Source organism: Deinococcus sp. KSM4-11 (assembly GCF_004801415.1).
In the GTDB taxonomy this organism is placed as follows: Bacteria; Deinococcota; Deinococci; order Deinococcales; family Deinococcaceae; genus Deinococcus.
Genome location: NZ_SSNX01000002.1, coordinates 313,515 through 330,942, shown reverse-complemented (window position 1 = coordinate 330,942; position 17,428 = coordinate 313,515). Strand labels below are relative to the sequence as shown.

The 17,428-nt window shown below is 66.5% G+C and carries 9 protein-coding genes and 1 pseudogene; 2 read left to right on the top strand and 8 right to left on the bottom strand.

Annotated features, from left to right (window positions below; genetic code table 11):
- Positions 1 to 219: 219 nt before the first annotated feature.
- The 7 genes from E7T09_RS08625 to E7T09_RS08595 all read right to left on the bottom strand — a co-directional run bounded on the left by E7T09_RS08625 (position 220) and on the right by E7T09_RS08595 (position 14,934).
- Entirely contained in the window at positions 220 to 594 is a 375-nt protein-coding gene (locus tag E7T09_RS08625) for a type II toxin-antitoxin system PemK/MazF family toxin (protein WP_168734768.1), read from the bottom strand.
- A complete protein-coding gene (locus E7T09_RS08620; protein ID WP_136388770.1) occupies positions 591 to 968 on the bottom strand; it encodes a helix-turn-helix transcriptional regulator in 378 nt (125 codons plus the stop codon). Before E7T09_RS08620 ends, E7T09_RS08625 begins: the two co-directional genes overlap by 4 nt.
- A 268-nt stretch (positions 969 to 1,236) precedes the next feature.
- The gene (locus tag E7T09_RS08615; RefSeq protein WP_136388769.1) at positions 1,237 to 2,487 is read right to left on the bottom strand and encodes a VWA domain-containing protein; all 1,251 of its coding nucleotides are present in this window, start codon (positions 2,485 to 2,487) and stop codon (positions 1,237 to 1,239) included.
- A gap of 182 nt (positions 2,488 to 2,669) precedes the next feature.
- Positions 2,670 to 3,347 (bottom strand): MerR family transcriptional regulator, encoded by a 678-nt coding sequence (locus E7T09_RS08610; protein ID WP_168734767.1) that lies wholly within the window; start codon positions 3,345 to 3,347, stop codon positions 2,670 to 2,672.
- A 395-nt stretch (positions 3,348 to 3,742) separates the two neighbouring features.
- The gene (locus E7T09_RS08605; RefSeq protein ID WP_136388767.1) at positions 3,743 to 5,686 is read right to left on the bottom strand and encodes a fibronectin type III domain-containing protein; all 1,944 of its coding nucleotides are present in this window, start codon (positions 5,684 to 5,686) and stop codon (positions 3,743 to 3,745) included.
- Positions 5,687 to 5,746: 60 nt separating this feature from the next.
- Complete coding sequence (locus E7T09_RS08600; protein WP_136388766.1) at positions 5,747 to 13,615, bottom strand: PKD domain-containing protein; 7,869 nt, start codon at positions 13,613 to 13,615, stop codon at positions 5,747 to 5,749.
- Positions 13,612 to 14,934 (bottom strand): hypothetical protein, encoded by a 1,323-nt coding sequence (locus tag E7T09_RS08595; RefSeq protein ID WP_136388765.1) that lies wholly within the window; start codon positions 14,932 to 14,934, stop codon positions 13,612 to 13,614. Before E7T09_RS08595 ends, E7T09_RS08600 begins: the two co-directional genes overlap by 4 nt.
- A 477-nt stretch (positions 14,935 to 15,411) precedes the next feature.
- On the opposite strand from E7T09_RS08595, the pseudogene E7T09_RS08590 reads away from it, so the two are divergent.
- Positions 15,412 to 15,921, top strand: a pseudogene (locus E7T09_RS08590) (DDE-type integrase/transposase/recombinase); the annotation flags it as partial.
- A 293-nt stretch (positions 15,922 to 16,214) separates the two neighbouring features.
- Positions 16,215 to 16,418, top strand: a complete 204-nt coding sequence (locus tag E7T09_RS08585) for a hypothetical protein (RefSeq protein ID WP_136388763.1) — start codon at positions 16,215 to 16,217, stop codon at positions 16,416 to 16,418.
- 318 nt (positions 16,419 to 16,736) lie between these two features.
- Here E7T09_RS08585 and E7T09_RS08580 read toward each other — a convergent pair whose 3' ends face one another.
- Entirely contained in the window at positions 16,737 to 16,994 is a 258-nt protein-coding gene (locus E7T09_RS08580) for a hypothetical protein (RefSeq protein WP_136388762.1), read from the bottom strand.
- Positions 16,995 to 17,428 lie beyond the last annotated feature (434 nt).

Here is a 17,428-nt window from a genome sequence, read left to right as displayed (position 1 = left end):
CCGAGCGGAAAGCGTCCTGAGCGAGTCCGGTCAGCCTGTCCCGGTTTGGACGGGGAAGGTCGGTATGACCTGGGGAGAACGCTGGAGGATATTCACCCTTCTGCGCTGAGAGTGGTGGCCTCCCTCCCAGCGCGGGCTGGTTCTCCTGTGTCGGGAAGTGCAGGCTCGGCCCGTGGCGGTGTCCTCAGGGCCGAGCCTGATCCAGGACGCCGTGGTCGATCAGCGCGAGAACATGGCCTGGATGGCCTGTTTGATTCCGGCGTACTCGGTGGTGCCCAGGGTGCCGATCTGCCGAACAATGCGCGTGGCGTCGAGTGCCCTGAGCTGATCGGCCAGGACAATGGAGTCTGCGGGGAGCCCGCCCCTGCCGGCGGTGAGGGCGGGGTACAGCCCTGGCGCAGATGCGGCCCAGGCCAGCTGCCTATTGGTCGTCAGGGGCGCCACGATCAGCATCGGAATTCGCGGCGTTCCCGCCTGCGCTGGAACACCTACGACGACCGCCGGCCGGTAGCCCTCCTGTTCGTGACCCGAGGGGTTCTGGGCGGGCAGTCGGGCGACCACGACATCACCGACGCCGAGTGGGCGTGCGGTCACAGCTTGCCGACGATAATCTGCCCGTCGCTGCTCACTGAGACGGCTTCACCGAGGCTCAGGGGATCCACGTTCCCCCAGTCGTAGGGGTCGAGGTCAGCCATCCCCGAGAGGTCGGCGTTCATCCAGGCGGCGTCCTCGCTGGTGGGAATCTCGACCAGGGTGATCAGGTCGCCCACCGTGACGTCCTGACCCGTGACCGTGCGCAGGCCAGTGATGACCCTGGAGAGGATGTCGAAGCTGACCGACTGCGGCGCGTCTTCGGCGGCCAGGCGGTAGATGGTGGCCTGACGGACATCGGGAATGGCCTTGGCGAGTTTGTAGGGGGTGATGCCGTGCGCGTGCAGGTAGTCGCGCAGTTTCCACTGGGCTTGCATCAGACGCTCAGCATACTGCCGGTACACGCTTGAGCGCAGTACGGTTAACCGTATTACGCTCAAGCGTAAATGCACAGAGCGGGATGGTCGATGTCCCAGGTCGATGCTCACGGCTGTTCCGAAGTGCCGATTCGTGACTGAGCCTGATGACCTTCAGGGTCTGCTGACCCCACCGCGGGCGTCCTGGTGGGTCTTAAGCCGACTCATGCTGAGGTTTGATTGGTCATCAGCCTCAAGACGTCCTGTGCCGCTTCGTTCACTCCAGTGTTTAATTCTCGGATTTGCTGCGGCGGGTGTTGTAGCTCTGGCTGGTCGCGCGCTTGCGGGCGATCACCTCGTCCTCGGCGAAGTCCCGGTCGAGGCTGACCAGCCCGTGCACCTCCGACGCCAGTTCCGGCATCGCCAGCCGGCTGAGCCGGCGGTGTTCGCGCGACAGCACCTCGCGCGACATCGGCACGTTCCCCGCCACCGCGTGTGCCACGGCCTCTTCGCGCACCCGGGCGGCGCGCAGGCGCTCGGCCGCCACCGTCACCTGGATGTCCTCCGGCAGCTGGACGTATGCCGCCGGATCCACCACCGGCAGGGTCAACTGCGCCCGGAGTTTCTGCCGCACGCCCTGCCGATCCGTCCACGCCAGGCGGAGGCGGGTCACGCCCACGGTCGTGCCCTGCGGCTGGGCGGGCACGTGCAGGGTCACCACCACATCCAGGGGCCGGCCGTCAATGAGGTTGGCGAGCTGCCAGCGCCCCAGATCATTGCGGGGCAGGTCATTGAGAACGTCAGACCGCAGGCTGCCCAGCGCCGGGTTCGGTTCCACGCCAAGGCTGACGGTATGGCCAGTCGTGCGCGTCAGTCCCTGCAGTTCCGCCGCAAAGAAGGCAGGCAGCGCGTCGTCGTGCTCGATGTGCTCGTAGTTGCCGTCCCCGGCGTCCGCCATGCCCTGCAACAGGGCTTCGTCATAGTCGTGTCCCAGCCCGATGGTGCTGGTGCTGACCCCACGCGCGGTGAGGCCCTTGACGTGCTGGGCGATGACGTCCGCCCGCGTTTCGCCCTGGTTGGCCTGCCCATCACTGAGCAGCAGGACGCGGTTGAGCGCCTGCGGGTCGAGGTGCTGCGCGATCAGCATGGCGCCTTCCAGCCAGCCGGCGTGCAGCGCGGTGGAACCCCGGTCGGTGATGCCTGCGACGGCGCGGCACAGCGCCTCGGGATCGGTGGCGAGCTGCGAGGGCACCACTGTTTCGACGCGGTCGTCGAAGGCGACGACGCTGACGCGGTCGTGGGGCTGCATCAGGCGCAGGGCGACCTGGATGGCCGTGCGGGCCATGGCGATGGGGGTGCCGCTCATGGAGCCGCTGCGGTCAAGGACGAACGACAGGTTCAGCGGGGGACGCCGAGCACTGGTCACGGGTGCAGCGGCGGGGTGAATGCGGACGAGCAGGGTGAGCTCGCTGTCCTGGCCGGCGGGCAGAGAGGTCTTGAGCGGCAGAAGTTCGATGCTGGGCGTGTTGGATTCGTGCATGGTGGACTCCTGAGCAACGGGAGAGGACGGCCACCGGCACGGAGCAGGTGGAGGATGGGAAGCAGTGAGTCGGGATGGGCGGGCTGGGGCGAACACACTCAGTGTTACACCGACAGTCTGTATTGTCAACAGTAGGCGGTGTCGTCTTTTCTGTGATCGGTCATGCCCGCAGTGTTGCCCGCCTACACGTCATTGGCTGACGCACGCCGGCGCTGTATCTGCACGTCAAGGAGTGACTCCCGGAGTTCCGACAGCAGGTCATCCCAGCCCGCCTCATCGCGCGGCCAGCGGAAGCGGTCACTGATTTGCACTTCCAGACCCGGACGCGGGCTGAGCCGCGTCCAGGGCTGTGCTGGCGATGACCGGCGCTGCGCTGGCCTGGACGCGAACTGAACTGGCGCCGCACGTACCGCACCGACGTCCGTATCCCGCTCCTTCAGTGCCTGGAGATAGTCCAGAGCTGGCGACGGGGCCGTCTGGATGAAGGCTGGCAAGGCGCTTGCCTGCACCGCCTGCTGATCGGAAGGTTCGCCGGCGCCCCACTCGGCGAGGCGTTCCAGTTCTGTCAGTGACCGGCCCGACAGCGTGCCTGCCAGGACACGGCCGCTGAGCCCATCGGCCATCAGGCGGCGCAGGGCCAGCAGGTGGAGCAGGTGCGCGCGGTCGTAGCGCGCTTCCCGTCCTTCCCGGCGTGGGGCAGGAATCAGGCCGAGGGTGGTGTAGTGCCGGACCAGGCGGGGATTGACCTCGTCCTTGGGGCGGGCAGCCCGATCGTCGGGGAGCAGGCGGGCGAGCCAGGTGTTGGCCTCGGTGACGAACTCGTCGATTCCGCCGGCCCAGTCGGGCGCGATGTCCAGCATGCGGCCAGCGTAGCAGCGTCGCCCTGTCAATGACAATGCATGTTGGCAGGGTTCAGGGTGGAAGTCAGTCGGTGCTAGCCAGGGCCTGCCAAGCATCTGGGGTGGCTTTCAGCGCCTGAGAACTCGCGTCGGATGGAGTTCAGGCTAAGTCCGTCTAATGTGACCCCGGTTGGTCGGCCCACTCCAGCTGAGACAAGACCGTCTCTTTGAGCCGTCCCCTGAACATCAGGGTTCTGAAAGACATTCGGAGGGAGGCGGCCTCAGTCAGGCGGGGCAACGCGAGGGGGGCGCGAAAGTATGGCTCCGAATTCAGCGTAGCGGGGGCGGAAGACAGGTGGCGGCCCCTCTGGGGCAAGCGCTGCCCGCTCTAGCCGGGAGCTGTTCGCCTGTTCCACTCAGCGGCCTGGTGCGGCGACCGGGGTGGGCTCGCTTACGACTCCTGCCGCGCTGACCGACCGCAGCACGTACCGCGAGTCGGCGTGTCCCTGGGGGTCGGTGAAACTCAGGGTGCTCAGGAGATCCGACACCTGCACCTCGGCCGCGCCGTTGAGGCGGTACACCGCGTACCTCGCCTGAGCCGAACCGGCGGCCCAGGTCAGGCGCACGCCCGCCTTGTCCGGCAGCAGCACCGCCTTCAGATCCGTAGGGTGCAGGTCTCCCGTGGCGGCCGGCCGGCTGGCCGTCACCCCGGCGCTGACCTGCGAACGGTTGCCCGCCCGGTCGAGGCTCCGCAGCCCGTAGGTGTAAAGGACACCCGACACGGCGCTGGTGTCGAGGTAGGTTCGGTTTCCGGCGTCGAGTGCCTTCAGCACCGTGGCCGGCGCCGTTCCGCTCTGCCTGATGACCTCGAAACCGGCCAGATCCGGCACCTCCGCCTGGATCCAGGTCAGGCCCAGGCCACCGGGCAACAGGCTCACGGCGGCCAGCACCGGGGCGGGCGGCGCGGTGGTGTCGAGCAGGGCGGCGGAGGCAGGGACTGAAGGGCTTGACCCGATCTGGCTGGTGTTCACCGCAACCAGGCGGTAGTGGTAGCGGGTCTGCACACCCTGGGGAATGGCATCGGTGTAGCTCGTCACCTGGATCGGCAGGCCGGTGAGTAGCAGTTCCGGGGCGGCTGTTCCCTCGCCTTCGGAACGGTACACCAGGTAGCCGCGCAGGTCGGGTTCGGCATTGGCCGCCCAGGTCAGGGCCAGCGTCTTCTCACCGGAGGTGACCTTCAGCCCTCTGGGAGCGGCAGGCGGGGTCAGGTTTCGCCCGGTGGCTTCAGTCAGGGTGCTTCTCCCGCTTGGCTGACCGTTCTGATCCGCAGCCGCCAGGGCATACAGGTAGTCCACGCCGCCCTGTACCGTGCGATCCACATAGGTCCGGTTGCTGGAAGCGACCGTGGCAATCGTCGTCAGGTTGTCCGGCGTGGTTCCCCGCAGCACCAGCACTGTCTTCACGCGGGCGTCAGGACTCGCTGCCCAGTCCAAGGTGACGGTGCGGTTCCCGGAGGTGGCCCGGGTGATCTCTGGGCTGACCGGCCCGGCGGTGGCGGTCACGGTCACCGCTGTGGTGGGGGCCGACTCGCGGCCGAACAGGTCCACGGCGGTGACTTGGTAGCGGCCGGTCTGGCCGGAGTTCAGAGACATGTCCTGGAACACGTCCCCGCCCGGGCCAGTGGTGCGGAAGAAGGGCGCCGGATCCAGACGGGTGAATCCGCCCGCCGCTCCCGCGCGGTAGACGTTGTAGGCGACGACCAGGCCGGTGTCTGAACTGGGGGGCGTCCAGGTCAGCTGCGCGCCGGTGAAGTTCGTGGTGGCCTTCAGGGCAATCGGGGCGGGTACGGCTGGAGTGGGCCCGGTTCTGAACGCCGCGCTGCCTACACGGGTTCGGGCGGAACCGTTCACCACGTACACCGTGGCGGTATAGGCACCGGGGGTCAGCCCGTGCAGCGCTGCTTGAATGCCCAGGGCGCGGGCGTACCCCGGCCTCGCCACCACGTTGAGGTTGAAGATCGCCCGCTGAATCCGGCTGTCTTCGGTGGGCGCCCCCTGGTAGATCGCCGTGATCGCCTTGTACTCCTCCTGGCTGATGCCCAGCGCGGCACTGAACGGCTGCGGCGAGGCGACCGGCAGGCTCTGCTCGCCCGAGGTGCCGGAAATCTGCACCACGAAGCCATTGCCGGGAATCCGGTCACCCGGCAGGTACCAGCGCAGCAGCGCGCCATCCGGGGTGGGTAGGGCGGCGACGCCCGTCTTGGTGCTGGGAGAAGGGGCATTGGTGTTGCCTGTCTCGGCGAGGCTCAGACTCAGGGGGGTCAGCAGGGTCAGGCTGAGGATGGTACGGGTGGGACGCATAGGCTCCTTTGGGATTCTGTTGGGGGCGGGAGCGTGTGATTGCTCTCCCGCCCCGGTTCCTCAGAACTTGACTTTGGTGTTGACCTTGAAGTCGATGTTGGGAATGACCGGCAGGCTGACGCTGGCCGACACGCTGCCGTCGAAGTAATTGCCGGCGCTCGCCACGTGCAGGTTGCCGTCGAAGATCATGGCGGCACTGGCGCTGAGCCCGATCCCGCATCCACCGGCGCTGGCAGCAGCATTTGCGCTGAAGTTCACGTGACCATCCAGGGCGGCCGGGTTGTAGGTGATACCAAAGTCGGCATTCAGGCTGGCAGTGGCCTTGATGTTCCAGTACCAGCTGCAGAACACGAGGCTGCCACTGTTGCCCTTCTCGAAGCCCCAGGTGACGCCCGCACCGGCCCGGACGCTGCTCGGGTCGATCATCAGGTAGCCCTGACCCTCGGGGTAACTGGGAACCTTGACGCTGATCGGGTTGGCCCGGGTGCCGATGTACAGGTGCTGATCGCTGCCCGAGAAGGGTGCGTACAGTTCCAGTGACCCGCGCAGCGTCATCAGGTCGTAGAGGTTCAGTTCGGCCACGCCCGCGCAGTTCAGGCCGCCCACCAGACTGCCTCCATTCGGGCCGACACATGCCTGAATCAAGACCCTCTCGCCGGAAACGCTGACCAGGGCGCGGCCGTTCGGGGCGTTGCGCGCTAGTTTCTGACCGTCCTTGACCAGCCAGAGGTCAGCCTTCATGTCGAACTGCCCGCCGGTATCCACGCTCAACAGCCCATTCAGGAACGGTTTGACCGGCGTGCCCGGATCCTGCTTGACACTCAGGAGCGCTCCAGCCTGGAAGACCAGGTTCGGTCCGGCTTCCCGGAACACTGGGGCGGCGTCCAGTCCGTTGGGCCAGTCCATGTTGACGGTCAGGCCGCCGTGCAGTTCGTAGAGCTCCACCCGCTTGACGCTGACCAGTGGTTTTCCGAGATCTGGGTTGGCCGACAGGATGGCCGTCACCGACCCGTAACCGACCGAACCGGAGGTGTTGGGATGGAAATACCCGTAGTTGGTGCCGGTGAAGCGTCCGAAACTGGCCTTGGCATCCACGTTGAGCAGGTGCGCGACGGTCATCTTGCCAGTGCCAGTGAACTCGAGGCGTCCCTGATCGGTGAAGGCCGGGGTCAAGTTGATGTCGTACGGAACGTTGGCCAGTTCTCCGGTCAGGTGTTGCGCCTCGGTGGTGACCTTGGCGTCCTTGCCGCCCTGCACCCAGAACAGGGTTGGGGCGTTGGTGGCGCCCACCGGCAGCTGCTCGTTGACCTGCAGCTTGCCATTGAGGCCCAGGGTGTACGCCCCGCCGCTCTGACGCTGCACGCCGACTTCAGCGGCGGCGAGCGGATATCCGAGCACCGTCAGGGCGGTCTTACCGCTGATGCTGGCCCACGGACGACCGTCGAGGGACACGTCGCCATTTCCGGCCATGATCAGGTTGTTCATGGAGACATCGTTGCCCTGGTTGTCGAGGTACCAGTGGGCATTGGCGAAGGTGACCGTCGCGCCAGTGGGACCTGGCGTCCAGACGCCCTCACCGAGCGCGAGGCTGGTTCGGCCGAAATTGTGGCTCTTGACCGACGCATCCTTGGGAGCCGTGAAGGTGAAGCGCTCGCCGGCCCTGGCGTTGGTGTTCCATCCCAGCGTAACGTCCATCGGTTCGTTGACCAGCGGGAGGATGACGCGCCCCGCGCCAGTGGTCGTGCCGATGCGGCCGGCCAGCACGCTCGCGTGCAGGGAAGACAGGTTCACATTCCAGCCGAGCAGATCCGTTGTTCCGGTCGGCAGATTAAGGGTGGTGACGTAGCCGCTGAGGTTAAAGGCCAGCGGCAGGGTGAGGGTCACCGGCTGGCTGAGGATCGGGGCACCGACGGTCAGGCTGGCGGCAGGGAAGACCACGCCCATCCAGTCGTGCTGCTGAGCGGCCTGATCGTTGTAGGCGGCGGCCAGCCCGGTGGGATTTTCGGTGCCGGACAAATCCAGCACCGCGGTACCGGCGCTGAAACTCAGGCCGTCCTCGGGGAGCTTCAGGTTCTGAACGGCAGCCTTCAGCGTGGCGATGAGGTCACCGGTGTCGGCCTTCAGTGCGGCTCCGGTGAACGAATAGGGAGAGGCCGCGCCGGGAAGGGTGACGATCCCGTCGAGGGTCGCCCCGTCCTGGTTCAGGCGAAGCTGGCTCAGCCCGACCTTCAGGTCACCGAGACGGGCGTTGCGAACCGCTGCGCCGTTCATGTCGACCGTAACAGTTCCTTCTCTGATCACGCCGTTCTCGCCGGCGGTCTGGCCCTCGAAGGTGACATCGACGTCGCTGAGCTGCGTGCCGCTCACAATCAGCCGGGCGGTGCCGGTGCCCGACACGGTGACGCTGCTGCCGGGATTGCTGGACAGCCGGGTGATGGTCTTGATGGCGACCTTGAAGCCGTTGTAGTTCAGGGTGTCCGGGCCGTACAGGGTGTAGGTGATCGGCCGGATGCTGAGGGTGGAGGGCGAGGTGACTTCGAAACTCAGGCTGTGCGGCCCGGGTTTGGTCTCGGTGCGGGCGAACTTTACTTCCGCCGTGCCCTGTCCGGACACGTCCGGCAGCGTCACGTCGGCGCCCCCGGCCGGCTGGCCGTCGAGCATCCAGCGGCCGGTCAGTCGTCCGCCGCCCCGGTAGGTAACGGTCAAGACCGCCTCGATCGGGTCGGTGCTGTACAGGGTCAGGTCGGTGCTGCGGTTTGGCTGGCTGAAGATCAGGGTGCCGAACTGCACGCTCAGTGCGATCTTGACCGGGTTGACGAGGGTGGCCCGTACGACGGTGCCGGTGTAGGTCTGGAACAGCAGGGTCACGGTGTAGGTGCCGGAACGCTGGTAGGTATGATCGGCCGCCGCGTCCGCTGCGCCGCTGAGGCGATCCGAGGTGGAGCCGTCGCCGAAATCGAGCCGGTAGGTGCCTTCGGGGAGCAGGCCAGTCATGCGGAAGTGGGAGGTGGCCCCCTGGTCGTCCTGTGAGGTCAGCTGCACCGCTTCTGTGGGCGGCAGGCCCACGGTGAGGGTGCTGCTGGCTCCGAGGACGCCCGGCACCTGGATACCGTACGGCTGCTGGCCGACCTTGATGCTGTACGTTCCCGGTTCGGCGTACACGTGCGTCAGGGACACGGTGGCCTGATCCTTGAGGTACTGTCCGGCCCCGTCGCCCCAGTCAAAAAAGTACGTGACGCCGGGAAGCAGGCCCGTCAGTTCGGCCGTGGCGGTGAGGTTCGTCGCACTGACCTTCGAGACCGGAGCTTCGGCGGCGGTGGTCACGGAGGCGCTCACACCGGGCACGCGCGGCGCGGCCAGGGTGACGGTGTAGGTGCCGGGAAGGGCGTAGGTATGGCTGCGCTCAGCGGTGGTCACCCCGGTGAGGGTCTCGCTGGTGCCGTCCGACCAATTGAGCGTGTAGGTCAGCTCCGGCTGAAGGTCAGAGATCCGGGCAGTGGCCTGCAGGCCGGCGGCGCTGACACTCAGGCCAGCACCATCGACGTGAACGTTGAGCGTCAGGCGAACGCCGACCCGGTCACTGGCCTGGAGCTGCAGCGAGTAGTCGCCAGGCGTGGTGTAGTGGTGCATCAGGGTGGCGGTGGTGACACCCGTGACGGTGACCGGCGGGGAGCCGTCCGCCCAGTCGAAGCGGTACGTCACCACCGGGATCAGATTGTTCAGGGTGGCGGTGGCGTCCAGCTGGACGGCAGTGGCAGTGAAGGCCGGGGCCGGCAGGGTCACGACCACCAGGAAGTCGCGCGTGGTGTACCCCTGGGCCTGCGCGGTGCGGATGCTGAAGTTGCCCTCTCGCAGGTAGACGTGGGTGCGGGCGGCGCTGGTGACACCAGTGACCGGGTCGACCGTTCCGTCATCCCAGGTCAATTCGTAAGTCAGTGCCGGCACGAGGTTGGTCAGGGTGGCAGTGACGGTCTGTCCGACCTGAACCTGAACGCGGTTGTTGACTTCCGCCGGAGTGACGGTCAGCACCGGCCCACTGGCCCGGACGGTGGTGGTCACGCTGACCGGATCGACTCCGGGCGTACTGATCTTCACCGTGTAGGTTCCGGGCTGCGCGTAGGTGTGGGTGAGGCTGGCGGTGCTGGCGGTGGCGTTCAGGGTATCCGTTGTGACGTCGCCCCACTCGATCTGATACGCGCTGCCGCTCAGCAGGTGGCTGAGGTTCAGGGTGACCAGGAGGGCGGTGTCGCTGACCGTGGCGGTCGGAACCGGCAGGCTGGCGGTGACGGTGGCTGTGACGGGTGAGGTGCCGCTGGAGGTCAGCTTCACGGTGTAATTGCCGGCGGCGGTGTAGGCGTGCGTTCTCTGGGCCGTGGTCACACCGGTGATCGTCTCGGTGGTTCCATCCTGCCACTCCAGGACGTAGCTCAGTTCTCCGCGCAGGTTGGATAGGTTCGCGGTGACCGGCTGATGAACGGTGACGGAAGTCGGGGCGACGCTCAGCACTGGAGTCGGGGCGGTCACAGTGACGGGGGCGGTGACCGGTACGGTGTCCGGGGCGCTCAGGGTGACGGTGAAGGTGCCGAGCGTGGCGTAGGTGTGGCTGCGGGTCATGGCGCTGCCCGGCGCGACAAACTCGGCGGCACCGTCGCCGTACTCCAGGCTGTAGGTGATCGGCAACAGGTTCGAGAGGGCGACGGTGACGGTGCCGCCCACGGTCAGGCTTGCGGGCGTGACGTTCACCACGGCTGAGGTGGCGGTGATGGTCAGGGTGGTCGGGACGCCGTCGCCGCCCAGGGGGGTGACGACCGGCGTGACGGTGCCGGGCCTGGCATAGGTGTGCGTGACTTCTGCGGTCTGACCGGTGGCGACCAGCGTCTCGGAGCCGTTGAACTCCCAGTCGATCCGGTAGGTGTAGCCGGGGATCAGGTGGCCGAGGTGCAGGGTCACAGCCAGGTTGGCGGCGGTGGCCGTTGCGGTCGGGGCCAGGACGGTGATATGAACCGGGACGATGTTCGCGTTCACCTGAACGAGATAGTTCCCGGCCACCGCGTACGCGTGGGTGCGCTGGACGGTGCCGGTTCCAATCAATGGCTCGACGGTATCGTCCCCCCAGGACAGCCGCGCGCCGGAGGTGGGAATCAGGCCGGTGACAGTGGCGGTGAGCTGCTGGAAGAGGGCGGCAGTGGTCGGTGTGACGCTCAGGCCGATTTCCGGCGCGGTGATGGTGACGCTGGTGGTCACAGGGGCGGCGCCCTGAGCGGCAACCTGCACGGTGTAGGTGCCAGGGGCCAGGTAGGTGTGGGTCAGCTGAGCGGCGGTGCTGGTGGGCGTCAGTGGTTCGGTCGTCCCGTCATTCCACTCGATGCTATAGGCGTACCCGCTGAGCAGGTTGCTGAGATTCACGGTGGCCGTGAGATCGGTGGCCGTCGCCGTCAATACAGGTGCGGGGACGCTGACCGTCACGGTGACGGTGGTGGGGGCGGTTCCGGGTGCAGAGACGGTCACGGTGTATGTCCCCGGGGCCTGATAGGCATGGGTCTTCTGCGCCGTGGTCACGCCGGTGATGGTCTCAGTGGTTCCGTCCTTCCACTCCAGCGTGTAGATCAACGTGGGGGTCAGGGCCGACAGGTCGGCTGTGATCGTCTGCCGCACGGCTGCCGTGCCTGGGGTGATGGTCAGGACTGAGTTCGGCGCCGCCACGGTGATGGTGGTGGTGGCCGGGGGGCCACCCTGGGTGCTGATCTGGATGGTGTAGGGGCCGGGGGTGGTGTAGCGGTGGGTCAGCACGGCGGTGTCGGACGTGGCCGGCAGCGACTCGGTCGTTCCATCGTTCCACACGATCTGGTAGACGTACTCACTGAGCAGCCGGCTGAGGTTCAGCGTGACGTTCAGGCCGGAAGCCGTGGCATTCAGCACCGGAACAGGAACGCTCACGGTCACGGTGGCGGTCGCCGGGGTGGTTCCGGGCGAGGACAGGGTCACGGTGTAGGTGCCCGGCTGGTAGTACAGGTGGGTGCGCTGAGTTGCACTCTCACCGGTGATCGTTTCGCTCGTGTCGTCGCCATAGTCGACCGTGTAGCTCAGGGCGGGCACGAGCGAGGTCAGGTTGGCCGTCATGGTCTGCCGTACCGAGGCTTGGGCTGGGGTCACACTCAGCCCTGGGTTCGGCACATTCGTCCGGACAGTGGTGGTGGCGGGTGCCGTGCCCTGGGGGGTGACCTGGATGGTGTAGGTTCCGGGGGCCTGGTAGGGGTGGCTGAGGACAGCCGTGTCGCTGGTGGGGGTCAGCGGCTCGGTTGCCTGATCCCCCCAGGCGACGGCGTACGGGTACCCGCTCACGAGGGTGCCAAGGTTGAGGCTGGCGGTCAGGGCCGACAAGGTCGCGGTCAGCATTGGGGCCGGCACGGTTGCGCTGACGATGGCAGTGACCGGGGTGGTTCCCGGCGAGGTCAGTGTGACGGTGTAGGTGCCCGGCTGGGCGTAGTGATGGGTTTTCTGCACGCTGGATACGCCGGTGAGCGTATCGACGGTTCCGTCCATCCAGTCGAGGCGATAGGTCAGACCCGGCACCAGTGTCGCCAGGGTTGCGGTGATGGTCTGACGCACAGTCGCGCTGCTGGGCGTCACGGTCATCACCGAGTTCGGCGCGTTGACCGTCACGGTGGTGGTGGCGGGCGCGCTGCCTCGGGGGGTGACCTGAACGGTGTAGGTGCCGGGGATCCGGTAACTGTGGGTCAGCTGCGCCGAGGCGCCGCTCGGGGTGAGCGGTTCGCTGGTGGAGTCGTCCCAGGTGATGACATACCCATATCCGGCCAGCAGGGTGTTGACATTCAGCGTCGCGGTGAGCGCCGTGGAGGTAGCGCTCAGGATCGGCGTGGGCACGCTCAGGGTGACGGTGGTGGTCGCCGGGGCGGCGCCGGTGGGGGTCACCTGGATCGTGGAGGTGCCGGGCGCGGCGTAGCTGTGGGTCAGCACGGCCGTGTCCGCCGTCGGGACGAGCGGCTCGGTCACGCCGTCCCCGTAGGAGACGCTGTATGCGTATCCGGCCAACAGGTGGCTGAGGTTCAGGGTGGCGGTCAGCGCCGAGGCGGTGGCGACGATCACCGGCGTGGGCACCGTCGCGCTGACCACGCCGGTGGCCGGCGCAGTGCCCGTGGAGGTGACGGTCACGGTGTAGGCACCCGGCTGCGCGTAGACGTGGGTCTTCTGGGACGTGGTGTCGCCGGTCAGCGTCTCTACGGTTCCGTCGCCCCAATCCAGCCGATACGGCAGGGTCGGCTGCAGACCGCTGACGTTGGCGGTCACCGGCTGGCCGGCCGCGACTTGGCCGGGCGTCAACGCCAGGATCGGGGCGGGGTACAGCAGCGTGACGGTGGTGATCACCGGGGCGGCGTTCTGCGGGGTGACGCGGATGACGTACGTGCCCGGCTGCAGGTAGGGGTGCGGCACTTGCACTGCGCGGTCGTTGGGGTAGACGGTCTCGACCGCGTCATCGCCCCAGGCAATTTCGTAGGGGTAGTCGACGAGTAGATTCCCGAGGTTCAGGGTGACGTCCAGGGCGCTCGCAGTGGCGACCGCGGTCGCCATCGGGAAGGTCACGGTCACCGTCTGGATGGCCGGAACCCCGCCGTCGGTGGAGAGCGTGACGGTGTAGGTGCCTGGCTGTCGGTAGTTGTGGATCGTCTGGGCGGTCGTGACCGCGTTCAGGCTGTCGGTTTCCGAATCCCCCCAGTCCAGCGTATACAGCCGGTCCGGGTCGAGGTTCGTGCTGTCGGCGGTTACGATGCTCCGCAGTTGGACGGTGTTGGGGGTCACGACCAGCACCGGAACGGTCGTCTGGGCGAAGCTCAATCCCGAGAGCATGAAGATCAGCGTGGCCAGCCAGCCCGGAAACAGCCATCCGCCTTTGTGAATGGGCACGGTCATTTGTTCTCCTGGTCGAAGCGGTAGCGGAAGCCGAGCCCGTAGCGGAGGTGGGCGTCGGCGTTGGTGGCGACGGAGCGTTCGTAGCGGAGAGTGGCGTTGAGATCCAGCTGCGTGCTGACGGCGTAGTTGACAGTGACTTCTCCCTGGCCGGTGAGGACAGACGGCCTGGAGAAGGTCGGGTTGAGGTTCAGCCCCAGCGCGACCTGCGCGCCGAAAGGAGCGGCATCGTAACTCAGGGTGCCGCTGGCATTGCCGGTCTGCTGCTCGCCGGTGCGGGCATACGACACGGACAGGTTGCCCTGCCAGGGTTTCCGCTGCCCGCTGACTGAAGCTCGGGCGGTGAGGGTCGATTCGGAGATGGACGGGGTGCTGAGCGTCACCCCGGCGGCCAATGCCAGCCCGCCGAGCTGGGTGCTGACGTCGGCGCCGTAGGTCGGGGTGGCGGTGGAGAAGGCGTAGGCGGCCGAGGCGCCGAGGGTCAGGTTCGGCTGCGTGGCGTACCGGGTGGCCACCCCGAACGAGACGGTGCTGCCGGCCGCGGCGGTGCCGCTGAACTGCCACGGGCCGGTCTGGTAGTTCAGGGCGGTGTTGAGTGTCGGGACGGTGCCGGCGGACCAGAAGGCGTTGCCGGTCAGGGTCAGGTTCGGGCTCAGCCGGGTGCTTCCGCCACCCGCGACGTTGAACAGCGCCGAGCTGTTCTGCAGGCTGACGCCGGGAACCAAGTAGAGGCTGGTGCCGTCCCGCCCGTAGGTCAGGCTGCTGGAGAAGTTGGCGCTCCAAAGCAGGGCCTGCTGAACAGAGAGCGCCACAGCGGTGGCCGTGGCCGTGGTGGAGAGATTCAGATCCCGGTTGAACCGCACCCCGAAGCTGCTGCCGAAGGTCTGGCTGCTGTAGCCGAACGTGGGCGTCACGCTGCCGGACAGGGTGTAGAGGGCGGTGGCGTAGGTCAGCGCCGTGCCCTCGGCCGGAACCGCCGGAGTGTAGGTGTAGACGCCGGTGAGACTGATGTCGGTACGCCCGGCGAGCGAGTCTTCGGTGCGGCGGCCAGTCAGCTGCACACTGTGGTGCGGCCGGCTGTACTGCACCCCGAAGGTCAGGGCGTGGTGCTCGGCGCTCAGGTCGAGCGTGGTCGACGCGCCTCCGGCCAGGGCCGTCCGGTAGTGCCCCGCGACGCTGACCGCATCGAGCAGCGTCAGTGGCGCCTCGGCCGAGAAGAACCGAACCTGGAAGGTGCCCTCGGCCCGGGCGACACCGGTGGCGCTCAGGAGGGTCAGGAGCGCCAGGATCCGGGCGAGGCCCGGTTTGATTCGCGCCTTCATTTCCGCGCCTCCGGTGTCAAGGCCAGCGGGACGGTCGGCGGCGGAAACGCAGTAGGGGACATTCGAACCTCACGGACGCGACAGAGTCCCTGGGTGGAAAGGAAGCGTTCTGCCGATCAAGGGAGTGGAGGGCGGCTCGGCAGCGCGAGGGTGCAGCAGACGGCGGGCGTGTGGAAATTCGCTTCACTATAGAAATGCGTTCTGACGCCCCCGTCACAACGGTCATCAGCTCCCCGCAAGTGACCGCATGGGGCGTTCTGGAGTGGGTGGAGTGCTGCATCAACCTTGTCTGAAGCGTTCGGTTGCCTGTCGGCACACTGTACGAGTGGACACCGAGGCTCCCCGGTTCCCCGAATGGCACGATGGCGGCTGGCCCTGGGCCTGCTGACGGTCTCAAAGGTGTTGACGTTGCAGGTCTCGGGGTTTTGCGCCCGGTTCTGGCAACTAAGGCCGGTAGGCCAACGAGCCATGACCGACCGGAAGCCGTACCGCCCCCGCTGGCCTCTGGACGAGGTGCACGTGATGGTGGGAGGGCTCGCCCACTGGTCGTGGCGAGCCGTGGACGACTCCGGCGCTGTACTGGACATCCTGCTTCAGGAGCACCGTGACACCGAGGTGGCAACGTCGTTTTTCACGCAGCTGTTGCGGGAATATGACGCCCCGACGGTGAGACAGACCGACACGCTGTGGAGCGATGGAGCAGCGAGGCGGGCGCTTCCCGTGCTCCACAGCGTGGAGCACGTCCAGGTGGTCTCCGCAGCCCGCAGCAACAAGCTCGTGGAGCAGTCGCATCGACCCACTCGACCGCAGGAACGCGCCCAACTCGGCTTCACGCGACGACAGCGGACTCAGGAATTCCTCTCGCTGTACGCTCGAACCACACACCTTCATCGCCAGGCCCGAACGACCGTCTCCTCCACGACCAGACGAATCAACCACTCCGCAGCGCTGCGCCATTGGAACCGCGCCATGCGGTTGGCCGCCTGATCTTCAGGTGGCCAGCTGGGCAACTCCGACCATAACGAGGTTATGGTGCCAGAACCGGTGGTAGTGACTTTCTTCTACGCAGGCTCTCAGCAGGGGAATCTCACCTGGCTTAGCGTGGGCATGATCAAGCTCACACCACCTGGAATCAGAGATTCAGCCAATGGAGGTTCCACCAGACAGACGAGCGCCCGTTCCTGTCGGTTGTTAAAAATGAGGACGACTTTTCTGTTGACAGCGCTGCAGAGGTGATTTGGCGGCGTGCAGTTTATCATTTAATATGATATCTTTATGGGATGATGACTGCACGCAAGATTGATCAGATTGGCACCTTGATGGTGGATGAAGCCATCAAAGCGATTCACATCAGAAAAGGAGATCCCAAGCCCCCTGAGGCCAGTGTTGCGGAAATTATGGGTCACCCCGGGATCTACCGGATTGGCAAGACGTATTTTGATCACCAAGGTCTGCGCTGTGTGAAGGTCACCCGCCTGCATTGAGCTGTCAACCTGTGAACTGTAAAACCCCGTTCGAGCGGGGTTGTTTTGTAGCTCGATCACGAACCCCGGATCCGCCGGTCGGGCCGCTCTCCAGCAACCCGCAGTGCATGGTGCAGCGTTCAGTCAGCGCTGAGCGGGTCTGTCTCGCCTTTCCGCGGCCCACGGAGCACCAACGTCTTTCGGCGCCGCCGGGTCGCAGGCAGGGATGACGGGGATCCTGTCTGCTCGTGGCAGTGCCGTTTCAACCTCCGGCTGCACACTGTTCAGGAGGCCATGACGGTTCACAGGGCAAGGCACGCGGGACACGAGTTGCACGGGTCAGGGCAGGTCTTCAAACGCTGGGCCGCCCTCGTTCTGCCAGCGGTCAATGTCCTGTTGCTGCACCCCGATCGAACTGCTGTGGGACAGCCGCCCCCGCAGGTCGGCATGGTGAAGTCGGCTCACGCGCAGCGTCACCCGGCCCTTCAGGTACAGCGCCGCAAGACTGTGGGCGTCTTGCCGCTGTACGTCCTTCAGGTACACGGTGAAGGTACGTCCCTGGTGATGAAAGCGGACACGGTCGATCGTGCCAGGCACCCACGAGAGATGCAACGGCACAGCCCTGTTCACAAGTCCCCCCGACAACAGTGCGACTTCAGCTCTGTACAGCGCGATGTCATATGCCTCAAGTCAGTGTGGGGCGCTGGCCCAGCATGGGCCGACCCGCCCCCTTGGCCCGGGGCCAACGAGAGGTCGTCAAGCATGGCTGGGGGCCTCTGCTGCCCGCCTCGTTCGGCGACCACACAGGAACAACGTCGATATGGTCATCGGGTTGCGCTGCCCAGAAGACCTTGCGGGGCGATCGACGGTTCATTTCTGTGTCCAGCGTGTCGATGGTGCTAGACCACCCTGTTCGTGGCGTTCTGCGCCCAGGCTGGAACAACCAACTGGGCTGCGTGTCCGGCGCCCTGTGGTGCAATACGGGCAGTGGCGCGTCGAGAGTGGTCAGCTGGCGGTTCAGGTAGGGGAGA

Excerpts from the sequence above, each read along its gene's own strand:
- E7T09_RS08585 (WP_136388763.1), top strand. The coding sequence starts at position 16,215 with ATGATGACTGCACGCAAGATTGATCAGATTGGCACCTTGATGGTGGAT.
- E7T09_RS08620 (WP_136388770.1), bottom strand. The coding sequence starts at position 968 with ATGCAAGCCCAGTGGAAACTGCGCGACTACCTGCACGCGCACGGCATC.
- E7T09_RS08610 (WP_168734767.1), bottom strand. The coding sequence starts at position 3,347 with ATGCTGGACATCGCGCCCGACTGGGCCGGCGGAATCGACGAGTTCGTC.
- E7T09_RS08595 (WP_136388765.1), bottom strand. The coding sequence starts at position 14,934 with ATGAAGGCGCGAATCAAACCGGGCCTCGCCCGGATCCTGGCGCTCCTG.
- E7T09_RS08605 (WP_136388767.1), bottom strand. The coding sequence starts at position 5,686 with ATGCGTCCCACCCGTACCATCCTCAGCCTGACCCTGCTGACCCCCCTG.
- E7T09_RS08600 (WP_136388766.1), bottom strand. The coding sequence starts at position 13,615 with ATGACCGTGCCCATTCACAAAGGCGGATGGCTGTTTCCGGGCTGGCTG.
- E7T09_RS08615 (WP_136388769.1), bottom strand. The coding sequence starts at position 2,487 with ATGCACGAATCCAACACGCCCAGCATCGAACTTCTGCCGCTCAAGACC.